Raw genomic sequence first — 15,517 nt, 5'->3', positions numbered from 1 at the left:
GTCATGCCTCCTGGCTGTCGTCGCCGGATCCGGCCGCCGAACCGTCCAGCGCCATGCTGATCAGGCTCTCGGTGTCGAGGGCGTCGATGTCGTCGAGGGAGTCGTCCTCTTCTCCCTCGAGTCCGGCGGCGGAGTCGGGCAGGCCGACTCCCGCGAGTTCCAGCAACGTGTCGAGCAGGCCGGTGTCGCGCAGCCGCTTGAGCGGGATGTTCCGCAGTGCCTGGCGGACGTGTTCCTCGGTGGCGGCGTCGGTTCCGTCGTCGGCGGGAGCGAGTTCGGCGAGCAGGGAGTCCGCGAGGGCGCGGGAGGTGGGGTGGTCGAACACGGCGGTGGCCCGGACCTGGAGGCCGGTGGCGGCCTTGAGGCGGTTGCGGAGTTCCACGCCGCCGAGGGAGTCGAAGCCCATCTCCTGGAACGCGCGGTCCGGGTCGACCGCTTCGGCGGAGCTGTGGCCGAGGACCGCGGCCGTGTGGGTGCGCACGAGGTCGAGAACGGTACGGCGGCGTTCGAGGTCGGTGAGACCGGCCAGGCGTTCGGCCAGGTCCGGGCCGGCGCCGCGCGGCGCGGCATCGCCGGCCCGCGTACGGACGGGGGTCCGGCGGCCCGGTGCCGTCGCGGCGACCTCCCGCAGCATGGGCGGCACGCCGCCGACCCGGTCGCGGATCACCACGGGGTCCAGGTGCACCGGCACCAGGGCGGGCAGTCCGGTGGCGGTGGCGAGGTCGAGGAGTTCGAGCCCGTCGGCGGGGGTCAGTTCGGTCATGCCCCACCTCCGGGTGCGCTCGACGTCCGTGGCGGTCAGCCCCTGGATCATGCCGCGTCGTTCGTCCCACAGTCCCCATGCCAGGGCGTGGGCGGGCAGGCCGGAGCCGGCGCGGTGCTCGGCGAGTGCGCTGAGGAACTGGTTGGCGGCCGCGTAATTCCCCTGGCCCGGGCCGTCCACGACGCTGGACGACGAGGAGTAGAGGACGAACGCGGTCAGCGGCAGGTCGCGGGTCAGCTCGTGCAGGTGCCAGGCAGCGTCCACCTTGGGCCCGAGGACATAGTCGACCTGTTCCGGGGTGAGCGCACCGATGACGCCGTTGGCGGCGACGCCCGCGGTGTGCACGACGGCGGTGAGCGGGTGGTCGGGATCGATACCGGCGATCAGTTCCGCGAGTGCCACCCGGTCGCCGACGTCGCAGGCCGCGACCCGGACTTCGGCGCCGGCCCCGGTCAGTTCCGCCACCACGTCGGCGGCGCCTTCCGCGGCCATGCCGCTCCGGCTGACCAGCAGCAGGTGCCGGACACCGTGCTCGGCGACGAGGTGCCGTGCGGTGACCGAGCCCAGTCCCCCGGTGCCACCGGTGACGAGCACGGTCCCCGACCCGACCGACCACGGTTCGCCCGCTCCGGGACGTGCCGGTCGGGCCTCCTCGGTCGTCACCCGGACCAGCCTCGGAACGTGGACACGCCCGGCACGGATGGCCAGTTGGGGCTCACCGCCGGCGACGGCGGCGGCCAGTGCGGCCCTGGAGGCCGGGTCGCCGTCCAGGTCGGCCAGTACGAATCGGCCGGGATTCTCCGCCTGGGCCGAGCGCACCATGCCCCAGACCGCGGCACCGGCGAGGTCGGTGACTGGGTCATCCCCGCCGACCGAGACGGCACCCGTGGTGATCACCACCAGAGGCGTCGTCTCTCCCTCTTCCTCGTCGTCCGTCGCACGCGCCTGGAGGGCGGCGAGGACGGCGTGCGTAGCCGAGCGCACCCGGTCCGGTACCGGGGCGGCGGTGTCGGTGACCACCTCATGGAGGTCCACGGGCCCGGTCGGCTCGTCTCCCGCCCCACCGTCCGCCACCGACGTCCAGGCGACTCGGAAGAGGGAGGGGTGAACAGCGGCCGGCACGCGGCCTTCTCCGGAAGCGAGCTTGTCGGGCGTCACCGTGCGCGTGACCAACGTGTCCACGGTCAGGACGGGGGCCCCCGCACCGTCGGCGGCGACGATCCGTACGGCGCCGGCGTCGGGCGGCCCGGGAGTGACCTTGACCCGCAGGAGGGAGGCACCGGCGGCGTGCAACCGGACGCCGCTCCAGGCGAAGGGGATCGACGTCCCGACGGAGCCCGGGTCGGCGCCGTCGCCCGTGAGGAAGAACTTGGTGTGCAGGGTGGCGTCCAGCAGGGCCGGATGCACCCCGAACTCTCCCGCGTCGCCGGCACCCTGCTCCGGGAGGGCCACCTCGCCGAAGAGGTCGTCGCCGCGCCGCCACACCGCGCGGACCGCCTGGAAGACCGGACCGTAGGCGAAACCGTGTTCGGCGAGTTGTTCGTAGAAGCCGTCGAGTGGGAGGGGCGTGGCGCCTTCTGGCGGCCAGACCTCCATGCCGGTCGGTTCGGGCCGGTGGGTGTCGACGGCGAGCGTGCCTTCGGCGTGCAGCGTCCACTCACCGTCCTGATCCGCTCCCTCGACCCGGGAGTGGATCCGCACCGGGCGACCGCCGCCGCCGTCCACGCCCTCGACGGTCACCTGGAGAGCGACCCCGCCGCGCTCCGGCACCACAAGCGGAGCGTGCAGCGTCAAGTCCTCCACCAGGCCGCAACCCACCTCGTCACCGGCCCGCACCGCCAACTCCACGAAGGCCGTACCCGGCAGCAACACCGCCCCCAGGACCGCGTGGTCGGCCAGCCACGGCTGCGCCTCGCGCGACAGTCGTCCCGTGAGCACCACCCCGCCAGAGACCGGCAGATCCACCACCGCACCGAGCAACGGATGCCCGGCCACCTCCAGGCCGGCCATCTCCACATCCGCACCACCACCAGCAGCACCGGAACCAAGCCAGTACCGCTGACGCTGGAAGGCGTAGGTGGGCAGGTCCACGGTGCGGGCGCCGCGCCCGGCGAAGAACGCCTCCCAGTCGACCGTGGCGCCACGGGTGTGCAGTATGCCGAGTGCGGTGAGGAGTTGCCGGGTTTCGGGGTGGTCACGCCGTTGAGCGGCGACGAACAGCGCGTCCTCGCCGCAGCCGAGGCCGGCGAGGACGGCCTGGGGGCCGACCTCCACGAACGTGCGGACGCCCTCGGCCTCCAGGGTCTGGATGCCGTCGTGGTAGCGGACCGTCTCACGGACGTGGCGGACCCAGTACGCGGGGTCCTGAAGCTCTCCCGGCTCGGCGAGGCGTCCGGTCACGTTCGACACCACGGGCAGGCTCGCTTCGTGGTAGGTGAGCGTGGCGGCGATCTTGCCGAACTCCGCCAGCATCGGCTCCATCAGCGGCGAGTGGAAGGCATGCGACACCTTCAACCGGGTCGTGCGCTCGAAGTGAGCGGCCACCTCCATGACAGCCGCCTCGTCACCGGAAATCACCACGGACCGCGCGCCGTTCACGGCCGCGATGGCCACACCGTCGACGAGGCGTGCGCGTACGTCGTCTTCCGTGGCCTGCACGGCGATCATCGCGCCGCCCTCCGGCAGCGCGTCCATCAGCCGCGCCCGGGCAGCCACCAGCGTCGCCGCGTCCTCCAGCGAAAGCACACCCGCGACATGCGCGGCCGCCAGCTCACCGATGGAGTGACCCGCCACCAACCCAGGGCGCACACCCCACGACTCCAACAGCCGGAACAAGGCGACCTCGTAGGCGAAGAGAGCCGGCTGAGTGAACCCGGTGCGGTCCAACTCACCCCCCTCCCACATCACCTCACGCAACGGCAACCCCAGCGCATCGACCACCTCGTCCAACGCTCCCGCGAAGACAGGGAACGCCTCGTACAGCTCCTGGCCCATACCGGCACGCTGGCTGCCCTGACCGGAGAACACGAACGCCGTCTTGCCCTGCACCGGCGTTCCACCGACCCGCTCACCGGAGGCCACCTCGGCCAGCCCGCGCAGCAGTTCGTCGGAGTCGCGGCCCACCACCACAGCCCGGTGCTCGAACACCGACCTGGTCGTGGCCAGCGAGAACGCCACATCCGCCGGTGCCAGATCACCCCGACCGGACACGAACGCGGCCAGCCGCTCCGCCTGCGCCCGCAACGCCGCCTCACCGCGCCCGGACACCGCCCACGGCACCGCCGGAAGCGCTACGAGAGGCTGTTCGTCCTTCTCCGGCTCGTCGTGAAGCGGCGCTTCCTCCAGGATCACGTGCGCGTTGGTCCCGCTCAGGCCGAAGGACGACACGCCCGCCCGGCGCGGACGGCCGTCGCTCTCCCACGGCCGGGCCTCGGTCAGGAGCTCCACCGCTCCCGCCGACCAGTCCACGTGCGGAGACGGCTCCTCCACGTGCAAGGTCTTCGGCAGCACCCCGTGCCGCATCGCCATCACCATCTTGATGACGCTGGCGACACCGGACGCGGCCTGGGTGTGGCCGAGGTTGGACTTGAGCGAGCCCAGCCAGAGGGGTCGTCCCTCGGGGCGTCCCTGGCCGTAGGTGGCCAGCAGTGCCTGTGCCTCGATCGGGTCTCCGAGGGAGGTGCCGGTGCCGTGGGCCTCCACCACGTCGATGTCCGCCGAGCCGAGACCGGCGGTGCCGAGGGCCTTGCGGATGACGCGCTGCTGCGAGGGTCCGTTGGGCGCGGTGAAGCCGTTGGAGGCACCGTCCTGGTTCACCGCGGAGCCACGGATGACGGCGAGCACCCGGTGCCCGTTGCGTCGTGCGTCGGAGAGCCGTTCCAGGACGAGGACACCGACGCCCTCACCCCAGCTGGTGCCGTCGGCGGCGGCCGAGAACGCCTTGCAGCGGCCGTCCCGGGACAGCGCGCCCTGGCGGCTGAACTCGGTGAACATGTCCGGTGTGGCCATCACGGAGACTCCTCCGGCCAGGGCCAGCGAGCATTCGCCCTGGCGCAGTGCCTGGGCGGCGAAGTGCAGGGCCACCAGGGAGGAGGAGCAGGCCGTGTCGACGGTGACCGAGGGGCCTTCCAGGCCGAGGGTGTAGGAGACCCGGCCCGAGATGGTGCTGCCCTGGATGGCGCTGGTGACGTAGTCGTGGTGCATGAGGCCGGCGTACACGCCGGTGGGGCTGCCCTTGAGGGTGCTCGGTGCGATGCCGGCCCGTTCGAACGCTTCCCAGGACGCTTCCAGGAGGACGCGCAGCTGCGGGTCGAGCCGGTGGGCCTCGCGGGGGCTGATGCCGAAGAAGTCGGGGTCGAAGTCGGCGGCGTCGTAGAGGAATCCGCCGTCCAGCACGTAGGTCGTCTCGGGACGGCTCAGCTCGGGGTCGTAGAGCCGCCCGAGGTCCCAGCCTCGGTCGGTCGGCGGGTCGGCGGTGACGCCGTCGACCCCGTCGACGACCAGCTGCCAGAGCCCTTCCACGTCGGTGACGCCGCCGGGGTAGCGGCAGGACATGCCGACGATGGCGACGGGTTCGTCGGCGGCGGCACCCACGGTCACGGTCGACGACGTGTGGGCCGCGTCGATGTCGGTGCCCGACACCTCCGCGAACAGGAAGTCCGCCAGGACCCGGGAACTGGGATAGTCGAAGACCACGGTGGCCGGGATGCGCAGGCCGGTCGTGGTCTGGAGGCGGTTGCGCAGCTCCACGGCGGTGAGGGAGTCGAAGCCCAGCTCCTGGAAGGCGCGCTCCGGCTCGATCGTCTCGGCGGACTCGTGGCCGAGGACTGCGGCGACCTCCGCCCGCACGAGGTGCAGTACGGCGCGCTCACGTTCCGTCTCGGGCAGGCCGGCCAGTCGCTGGGCGAGCGCGGTGTCGCCGGAGGTGGCGTCGGCCGAGGCGGAGGGGCGGGAGGAAACCGAGCGCCGCGCGGGAGTGGCACTGACCAGGCCGCGGAACATGGCCGGGATGCCGTCGGCACGGTGCTGGACGGCCTTGGTGTCGAGGTGGAACGCGATCGGAGTCGGTGTGTCGGTGGCGAGGGCGGCGTCGAACAGACGGAGTCCCTCGTCGACGGCGAGCTCGATCACCCCCCAGCGGTTGACGCGGAGGACGTCGGCACGCTTGAGCCGCTGGATCATGCCCTGGTCGCCGCCCCACAGGCCCCAGGCGATGGAGTGCGCGGGCAGTCCCTCGGCGGCGCGGTGTTCGGCGAGGGCGTTGAGGAAGAGGTTGGCCGCGGCGTAGTTGCCCTGGCCGGGGCCGTCCACGATGCACGAGGACGAGGAGAACAGGACGAACGCGGACAGCGGCAGGTCGCGGGTCAGTTCGTGCAGGTGCCAGGCCGCGTCGGCCTTCGGGCCGAGCACGTAGTCGAGTTGGCCGGGTGTCAGTGCTCCGATGACGCCGTTGTCGGCGACGCCCGCGGTGTGCACGACGGCGGTGAGGGGGTGGTCCGGGTCGATGCCGGCCAGCAGTTCGGCGAGCGCGTCCCGGTCGGCGACGTCGCACGCCTCGACCCGCACCTGGGCGCCCGATCGGGACAGTTCCGCCACCAGGTCCGCTGCGCCGTCCGCGGCCATTCCGCTCCGGCTGGTCAACAGCAGGTGCCGGACGCCGTGTTCGGTGACCAGATGGCGGGCCACCAGCGACCCCAGCCCTCCGGTGCCTCCGGTGATGAGCACCGTACCGGCGGGGCCCCAGGGGGAGGCGGTTCGGGCACCGTCCTGTTCGGTCGGGGCGGGCAGCGTTTCGAGCCTGGGCACGCTCATGGATCCCGCCCGGATCGCCACCTCGGGTTCGCCGGTGGCCACCGCGGCGGCCAGAGCGGCCTCCGAGGCCGGGTGCTCGTCGAGGTCGACCAGAACGAAGCGGCCGGGGGTCTCGGCCTGCGCGGAACGCACCAGCCCTCGGACGGCCGCCCCCGCCAGCTTCGCCGCCGCAGTGTGCTCGGTGTCGTCCTGCGGTGCGCCGGGCACGTCGACCGCGCCCCGGGTGACCACCACGAGGCGGCCGGGCCCCTGCCCTTGCTGGAGGGCGGCCAGGACGTGATGGGTCGCCGCACGGACGTGGGCGGGTGGCTGTGCGTCCGGCTCGGGGAGGGGCAGGTGCAGCACGGTGAAGTCGTCGGTCGCGTCGGTCGCGTCCGCGCCCTGCGGTGCGGGGACCCAGCCGACGCGATAGAGGGATTCCCCGCTGCCTCGGAAGGCCTGGAGCTGCTCCGCGGAAACGGGCCGCGCGATCAGCGACTCCACGGTGACCACGGGGACGCCGGACGGGTCGGCGACCGTCATCCGCAGGCCCGCGCCGTGCGGGGAGACCCGGACGCGGACGGCGGTGGCCCCGGCGGTGTGCAGGGTCACCCGGCTCCAGGCGAACGGGATGGAGGTCTCCCCCATTCCCTTGCCGTCCGGTCCGCCGTCGTCGAGGAAGCGCGTCTGCAGGGCCGCGTCGAGGAGCGCGGGGTGCACACCGAAGCTCGCGGCGTCGGAGACCGAGTCGGTGGGCAGGACGATCTCGGCGAAGAGGTCCTGGCCCCGCCGCCAGGCGGCCCGCAGCCCCTGGAAGACGGGCCCGTAGGCGAAGCCCTGTTCCACCAACCGCTCGTACAGTCCTTCGACGGCGAGGGGCGAGGCGTTCTGCGGGGGCCAGTTCGCCAGGTCTTCGTCACGGCCGGAGGAGGTCTCCGCGGCGGTCAGGACGCCCGCGGCGTGACGCAGCCACGGGCCGCCGGCCTCAGCCTCCTCGTCACGGGAGTAGACGGCCACGGAACGGGCTCCCGAGCCGTCCGGCGGGCCCACCAGGACCTGGAGCATGATGCCGGTCCGCTGCGCGAAGACGAGCGGGGCCTCGATGGTCAGTTCCTCGATGACCGGGCAACCCACCTCGTCCCCGGCACGTACGGCCAGTTCGACGAATCCGGTGCCGGGCAGCAGCACCGTACCCATGACGGCGTGGTCGGCCAGCCAGGGGTGCGTGCGGAGGGAGAGACGCCCCGTGAGAACGATGCCGTCCGAGTCGGCGAGGGGAACGACGGCACTGAGCAAGGGGTGCTCGATGGTCCGCTGGCCGATGGACGCCGGGTCGCCGGTGCGGACGGGTGGGTTCACCCAGTAGCGCTTGCGCTGGAAGGCGTAGGTGGGCAGGTCGACGATGCGGGCGCCGCGCCCGGCGAAGAACGCCTCCCAGTCGACCGCCACACCTCGGATGTGCAGTATGCCGAGAGCGGTGAGGAGTTGCCGGGTTTCGGGGTGGTCACGCCGTTGAGCGGCGACGAACAGCGCGTCCTCGCCGCAGCCGAGGCCGGCGAGGACGGCCTGGGGGCCCACCTCCACGAAGGTGCGGACGCCCTCGGCCTCCAGGGTCTGGATGCCGTCGTGGTAGCGGACCGTCTCACGGACGTGGCGGACCCAGTACGCGGGGTCCTGAAGCTCTCCCGGCTCGGCGAGGCGTCCGGTCACGTTCGACACCACGGGCAACGTCTGCGGGTGGTAGCTGAGTTGACCGGCGATCTTGCCGAACTCCGCCAGCATCGGCTCCATCAGCGGCGAATGGAAGGCATGCGACACCTTCAACCGCGTCGTCCGCTCGAAGTGAGCGGCCACCTCCGTGACAGCCTTCTCGTCACCGGAAATCACCACGGAGCGCGGACCGTTGACGGCGGCGATGGCCACACCGTCGACCAGACGTGCGCGTACGTCGTCTTCCGTGGCCTGCACGGCGATCATCGCGCCACCCTCCGGCAGCGCGTCCATCAGCCGCGCCCGGGCGGCCACCAGCGTCGCCGCGTCCTCCAGCGACAGCACACCCGCGACATGCGCGGCGGCCAGCTCACCGATGGAGTGACCCGCCACCAGGTCCGGGCGCACACCCCACGACTCCAACAGCCGGAACAAGGCGACCTCGTAGGCGAAGAGAGCCGGCTGGGTGAAGCCGGTGCGGTCCAGCTCACTCCCCTCCCACATCACCTCACGCAACGGCAACCCCAGCGCATCGACCACCTCGTCCAACGCCCGCGCGAAGACCGGGAACGCCTCGTACAACTCCCGGCCCATACCGGCGCGCTGGCTGCCCTGCCCGGAGAACAGCACGGCCGACTTGCCGGTCCGCAGGGTGTCCGTGAGGAGGCCGGGGGCGGTTTCGCCTGCGGCGAGGGCGTCGAGCGACCGGGCCAGCCCCTCGCGGTCGGCGGCGACGAGGGCCGCGCGGTGCTCGAAGGAGGCGCGCGTGGTGGCGAGGGCGTAGGAGAGGTCGGTGATGTGGAGGTCCGGCTGCTCGGCCAGGAGGGAGGACAGGGCACGGGCCTGGTCGCGCAGGGCTGCCGGGCCCTTGCCGGAGATTAGGAACGGCGGCAGGAGGTCCGCCCCGGTCCCCTCTGCCGTCGCCTCCGGTTCGGTCTGCGGTGCCGGTGCCTCTTCGATGATCAGGTGTGCGTTGGTGCCGCTGGCGCCGAAGGAGGAGACGCCGGCGCGACGCGACCGGCCGTCGGTCTTCCAGGGGCGGGCCTCGGTCAGCAGCTCGACCGCGCCCGCCGACCAGTCCACGTGCGTGCTCGGCTCGGTGACGTGCAGGGTCCGGGGCAGCACCTCGTGCCGCATCGCCATGACCATCTTGATCACGCCCGCGACGCCGGCCGCGGCCTGGGTGTGGCCCAGGTTGGACTTCAGGGACCCCAGCCACAACGGCCGGTCCGCCGGGCGCCCCTGTCCGTAGGTGGCGATGACGGCCTGGGCCTCGATCGGATCCCCGAGTGTCGTCCCGGTGCCGTGGCCTTCGACCACGTCGATGTCGCCGGTCGTGAGACGGGCGTCGACCAGGGCCTGCCGGATGACGTCACGCTGGGCGGGGCCGTTGGGGGCGGTGAGGCCGTTGGAGGCACCGTCCTGGTTGACGGCCGAGCCGCGGATGACGGCGAGCACCCGGTGTCCGTTGCGCTGCGCGTCGGAGAGCCGTTCCAGCATCAGCATGCCGACACCCTCGGACCAGCCGGTGCCGTCGGCGCTGTCGGAGAACGGCTTGCAGCGCCCGTCGGCGGCCAGGCCGCCCTGCCTGCTGAACGCGACGAACGGTTCGGGCTTGACGAGCAGCGCGACACCGCCCGCCAGAGCGAGTGAGCACTCCTGCCGGCGCAGGGCGTGGCAGGCGAGGTGCATGGCCACGAGGGACGAGGAGCAGGCCGTGTCCACGGTCACCGCCGGCCCTTCCAGGCCGAGGGTGTAGGCGACCCGCCCGGTGATGACGGAGCCGGAACTGCCGGTCATCATGTAGGCCTCGGCCACTTCGGGCCGGGTGGCGACGAGTTCGCCGTAGTCGTGGCCGCCCGATCCGGTGAAGACGCCGACGGGGGCGCCGCGCAGTGCGTGGGGGTCGATCCCGGCGCGTTCGAACGCCTCCCAGGCCACCTCGAGGACCAGCCGCTGCTGCGGGTCCATGGCCAGCGCCTCACGGGGGCTGATGCCGAAGAAGCCCGGGTCGAAGCCCGCGATGTCGTCGACGAAGCCGCCTTCACGGACGTACGAGGTGCCGGGTCGGTCCTGCTCCGGGTGGAGCAGGGCGTCCAGGTTCCAGCCGCGGTCGTCGGGGAACGGGCCGATGGCGTCGCGGCCCTCGGCGACGAGCCGCCACAGGTCCTCCGGTGAGCGCACCCCGCCGGGATAGCGGCAGCTCATCGCGATGATGGCGATGGGCTCCTGGTGTCGGTCCTCGCTCTGCCGCAGTCGCTGACGCGTCTGATGCAGCTCTGCGCTCACCTTCTTGAGGTAGTCGAGAACCTTCTTCTCGTCCTGCACCAAGGTCACCCCACTGCGCAAATAATGACGATCCGTGATCAATGCTTATGAATGATCAATGACTAAGAATTCAGTGCGCCGACGGGGCCGCATACCCCTAGCCGCCCCTAGAAGCCCCGCGCGGGCGGGGCTCGCGCGGGGTTCGGTCAGCCGACGCCGAGTTCCTTGTCGATGAAGGCGAGGACGTCGTCGGCGCCGGCGTCCTCGAGACGGCTGGCGATGTCGGTGGCGTCCCCGTCGGCTCCGGTCGGGGCGGTCGTGTCCGTACCGCCGGTGAGGCGGGAGGCCAGGGCTTGCAGGCGTGCGGCGAGCCGGTTGCGGTCGACGTCCTCCCGGGGGAGGTCGGGTGCCGCGGCTTCCAGGCGTTCCAGGTCGGCGAGGACGGCGGTGAGCGGATCCGCGTCGGTGCCGAGGAGTTCGGACCGCAGGTGGCGGGCGAGGGCGGTAGGGGTGGCGTGGTCGAAGATCAGGGTGGCCGGCAGGTCGAGTCCGAGCGCGGCGGAGAGGCGTTGCCGGTAGTCGACGGCGGTCATGGAGTCGAACCCGATGTCCTTGAACGCCCGGCCCGGCTCGACCTCGTCGCGGTCGTAGCCGAGGACCCGGGCGGCATGCCGGGTGACGAGGTCGACGAGGGTTCGTTCCTGATCGGCTTCGGACAGTGCGGCCAGACGGTCGGCGGTCAGCTGCTCCCGGGGGGCGTCGTCCCCCGCCCGCGGGCCCGGCCGCGCGGTACGGTCCGTGCCGGTGCCGTGGGCGTCGGGGAGCGCCCGCAGCAACGGCCGGGCGCGGTCGAAGGCGTAGACATCGGAAAAGCGGGGCCAGTCGAAGTCGCCGACGACGAGATGGGTCTCGTCGTCGTCCAGGGCTTGGTGGAGCACCTCCAGCGCGGGTGCCGGGTCCATCGGGGGGACTCCGGCGCGGCGCAGGGCGGCCTCCGCCTCGGCGTCGACCATGCCGCCGTTCCAGGGGCCCCAGGCGAGGGCGGTGGCGGCCTGTCCCCGGGCGCGGCGCCGGAGGGCGAGCGCGTCCAGGTGGGCGTTGCCGGCGGCGTAGGCGGCCTGCCCGGCGCTGCCCCAGACGGCGGCACCCGAGGAGTAGAGGACGAAGGCGTCCAGCGGCCGGTCACCGAGGACCTCGTCGAGGAGACGGGCGCCCTCGGTCTTGGCGCGGCTGATGTCGGCGAAGGTCTCCGCCGTCATGGCCGTCAGGTCGGTGGGCTCGGGCATGACGCCGGCGGCGTGCACGACGGCGGTCAGCGGATACTCGTCGGGGACGTGGTCCAGGAGACCGGCGACCGCCTCCCGGTCGGTGACGTCGCAGGACACGACCGTGACCTGGGCGCCCTGGGCGGTCAGCTCGGCGACCAGTTCGGCAGCGCCGGGGGCCTGCGGGCCGCGTCGGCTCGTGAGGAGGAGGTGACGGGCGCCGTGGTGGACGAGCCATCGAGCCGTGTGGGCGCCGAGCACGCCGGTCCCCCCGGTGACGAGCACGGTCCCGCGGGGCCGCCACGCCGGTGCGCCGGAACGGTGACGAGGCGCGCGGACCAGACGCCGGCCGAACACGCCGTCGGACCGTACGGCCACCTGGTCCTCGCCGCCCGGCTCGGCCAGCAGTCCGGCGATGCGGAGCGCCAGTTCTGTGGGCGGGACGGACTCGGTCGCGGGCACGTCGATGAGGCCGCCCCAGGTGTCCGGGTGGTCCAGGGCCAGGACGGTACCGACCCCCCATGCCTGGGCCTGGTCGCACCGGACGTCCTCACCGGCGTGGACGGCGACGGCTCCCCCGGTGACGCACCAGAGCACGGCGGGTTCGGCCAGTCCGCGGACCGCCCCGAGGAGCGCGTGGGTGGCCGCTAGTCCCCGGGAGAGGCCCGCATGACGGGCGTGCGGAGCGTCGTCCAGTGCGAGCAGGGAGAGGACTCCGGCGGGAGAGCCGAGTCGCCCGGTCCGCACGTCGAGGTCCGTGTCGGTGTCGGTGCCCGTGTCCACGACGAGTACGGACGGATGTCCGCCGCCCCCCGTGACGGCGTCCGTGAGGGCCGCGACGAGAGGGTGCTCCCGATGGGTCGCGGGGACCACCAGGGCCCATGTCCCCCGGAGCCGGGGCTCCCCCGTCGACGGCACGACGGGATGCCAGGCGATGCGGTAGCGGAGGCGTTCCGGGCCGGCATCCGGCTCTCCGGCATCCGGCGGGGCGTCGAGCCAGTAGCGCTTGCGCTGGAAGGCGTAGGTGGGCAGGGCCACCCGGTGGGCGGGGCCGAGCGCCTCGAACACGGCGTCCCAGTCGGGGGACAGCCCGCTCGTGTGGAGTCGTCCGACGGCCCGTAGCAGCGACTCCGTCGCGTCGCCCTGCCTGCGGGCGGTGGAGACGTGCACGGTGCCGTCCGCCTCGGGGTGATCGGCAGCGAGCGCGGTCAGTACGGGCGCCGGCCCGACCTCCAGGAAGCGGCGCACGCCCCGGGCGGCGAGGCTGCCCAGTCCGTCGTGGTAGCGGACGGTCTCGCGGACGTGGCGGACCCAGTACTCGGGGTCCTGAAGCTCTCCCGCTTCGGCGAGGCGACCGGTCACGTTCGACACCACCGGCAGCGTCGCCTCGCGGTAGGTGAGCGTGGCGGCGATCTTGCCGAACTCCGCCAGCATCGGCTCCATCAGCGGCGAATGGAAGGCATGCGACACCTTCAGCCGCGTCGTGCGCTCGAAGTGGGCGGCCACCTCCGTGACAGCCGCCTCGTCACCGGAAATCACCACGGACCGCGCGCCGTTCACGGCGGCGATGGCCACACCGTCGACCAGACGCTCGCGTACGTCGTCCTCCGTGGCCTGCACGGCGATCATCGCGCCGCCCTCCGGCAGCGCGTCCATCAGCCGCGCCCGGGCGGCCACCAGCGTCGCCGCGTCCTCCAGCGACAGCACACCCGCGACATGCGCCGCCGCCAGCTCACCGATCGAATGACCCGCCACCAGGTCCGGACGCACACCCCACGACTCCAACAGCCGGAACAAGGCGACCTCGTAGGCGAAGAGAGCCGGCTGAGTGAACCCGGTCCGGTCCAGCTCACCCCCCTCCCACATCACCTCACGCAACGGCAACCCCAGAGCGTCAACGACCTCATCGAGCGCCCGGGCGAAGACCGGAAACGCCGCGTACAGCTCGCGCCCCATCCCCGCACGCTGGCTCCCCTGACCGGAGAAAACGAAGGCCGTACGGCCGGTGACCGGCGTGACGCCCGGCTCCTCTCCGGAGGCCACCTCGGCCAGACCGCGCAGCAGCTCCTCACGGCCGGACCCCACCACCACGGCCCTGCGGTCCAGCGCGGCGCGGGTGGTGAGGGTGTAGCCGACGTCCTTCGGACCCAAGTGGGAGTGGGTGGCGAGGTGTTCGGCGAGTTCGGCGGCTTGGGCCCGCATCGCGGTGTCGGTGCGGCCGGACAGCACCCACGGCACGGCACGGCACCGTCCTGACACCTCGCCGGGCCCGGATATCCGGCCTTCCTCGTCCGCGGCGGCAGGCGGGGCCTCTTCCAGGATGACGTGGGCGTTGGTCCCGCTGATGCCGAAGGAGGAGACACCGGCGCGGCGCGGGTGGCCGGCACGGTCCCACGGCCGTGCCTCGGTCAGGAGCTCCACCGCTCCCGCCGACCAGTCCACGTGCGGCGACGGCTCCTGCACGTGCAAGGTCTTCGGCAGCACCCCGTGCCGCATCGCCATCACCATCTTGATGACACCGGCCACACCCGCGGCGGCCTGGGTGTGCCCGATGTTCGACTTGACCGAGCCCAGCCACAGGGGCGGGCGGTCGTGCGGCCGGTCCCGGCCGTAGGTGGCGAGCAGGGCGTCGGCCTCGATCGGGTCGCCGAGGACGGTGCCGGTGCCGTGGGCCTCGACGGCGTCGACGTCGTCGGGGCTCACCCGGGCGTCGAGCAGCGCGTCCTCGATGACGCGGCGCTGGGAGGGGCCGTTCGGGGCCGTCAGACCGTTGGAGGCTCCGTCCTGGTTGACCGCCGAGCCCCGGATGACGGCCAGCACCTCGTGACCGTTGCGGCGGGCGTCGGAGAGCCGTTCGAGCAGGACCAGGCCGACGCCCTCGGACCAGCCGGTGCCGTCGGCAGCCGCCGAGAACGCCTTGCAGCGGCCGTCGGCGGACAGTGCGCCCTGCCGGCTGAACTCCACGAAGACGTCCGGGGTGCACATGACCGTGGCGCCGCCGGCGACGGCGAGGGTGCACTCGCCGCGCCGGAGGGCCGCGCTCGCAAGGTGGAGGGTGACCAGGGAGGAGGAACAGGTGGTGTCGATGGTGACGGCGGGCCCCTGGAAGCCGAACGCGTACGCGACACGGCCCGACAGCACGGCGGCCGAGTTGCCGATCATCAGGTAGCCCTCGACGTCCTCCGGCACCTGGATAGGACGGGTGCTGTAGTCGTGGTACATGGCGCCGGCGAAGACGCCGGTACGGGTGTCGCGCAGGGAGAGCGGATCGATGCCCGCACGTTCCAGGGACTCCCAGGTGAGTTCCAGCAGCAGCCGCTGCTGCGGGTCCATCGCCAGGGCCTCGCGCGGGTTGATGCCGAACAGGGTGGCGTCGAATTGGGCGATGTCGTCCAGGAAGCCCCCGGCGTGGGCCAGGCTCGCGCCGGGGGTGTCCGGGTCGGGACCGTGCAGCCCGTCCAGGTTCCACCCGCGGTCGGTGGGGAACGGGGACATGGCGTCGCGGCCGCCGGCGATCAGCTCCCACAGATCGTCGGGGGTGCGGACGCCTCCCGGCATCCGGCAGCCCATGCCGACGACGGCGATCGGTTCGTGCTGGAGTTCCTCGGCCTCGCGCAGGCGGCGTCGGGTCTCGCGCAGGTCCGTCGTGGCGCGTCGCAGATAGGCGCGCAGCTTCTCGTCGTTCGACATCTCGTTGGACATCGGTCCCACCGTTTCGTCA

2 protein-coding genes are annotated in these 15,517 nt (G+C 72.6%); both read right to left on the bottom strand.

All coding sequences use genetic code 11. The features are described 5' to 3' along the window. Position 1: 1 nt before the first annotated feature. Positions 2 to 10,591 carry a type I polyketide synthase gene (locus IE118_RS05475; protein WP_189556931.1) on the bottom strand — a complete coding sequence of 3,530 codons (10,590 nt, stop codon included), beginning with the start codon at positions 10,589 to 10,591 and terminating at the stop codon, positions 2 to 4. Between the two features lie 146 nt (positions 10,592 to 10,737). After that, the gene (locus IE118_RS05470) at positions 10,738 to 15,507 is read right to left on the bottom strand and encodes a type I polyketide synthase (RefSeq protein WP_444545705.1); all 4,770 of its coding nucleotides are present in this window, start codon (positions 15,505 to 15,507) and stop codon (positions 10,738 to 10,740) included. Positions 15,508 to 15,517: the final 10 nt, after the last annotated feature.

The organism is Streptomyces pilosus, from assembly GCF_014649835.1.
In the GTDB taxonomy this organism is placed as follows: Bacteria; Actinomycetota; Actinomycetes; order Streptomycetales; family Streptomycetaceae; genus Streptomyces; species Streptomyces pilosus.
This window is presented reverse-complemented; position numbering and strand designations above follow the sequence as displayed.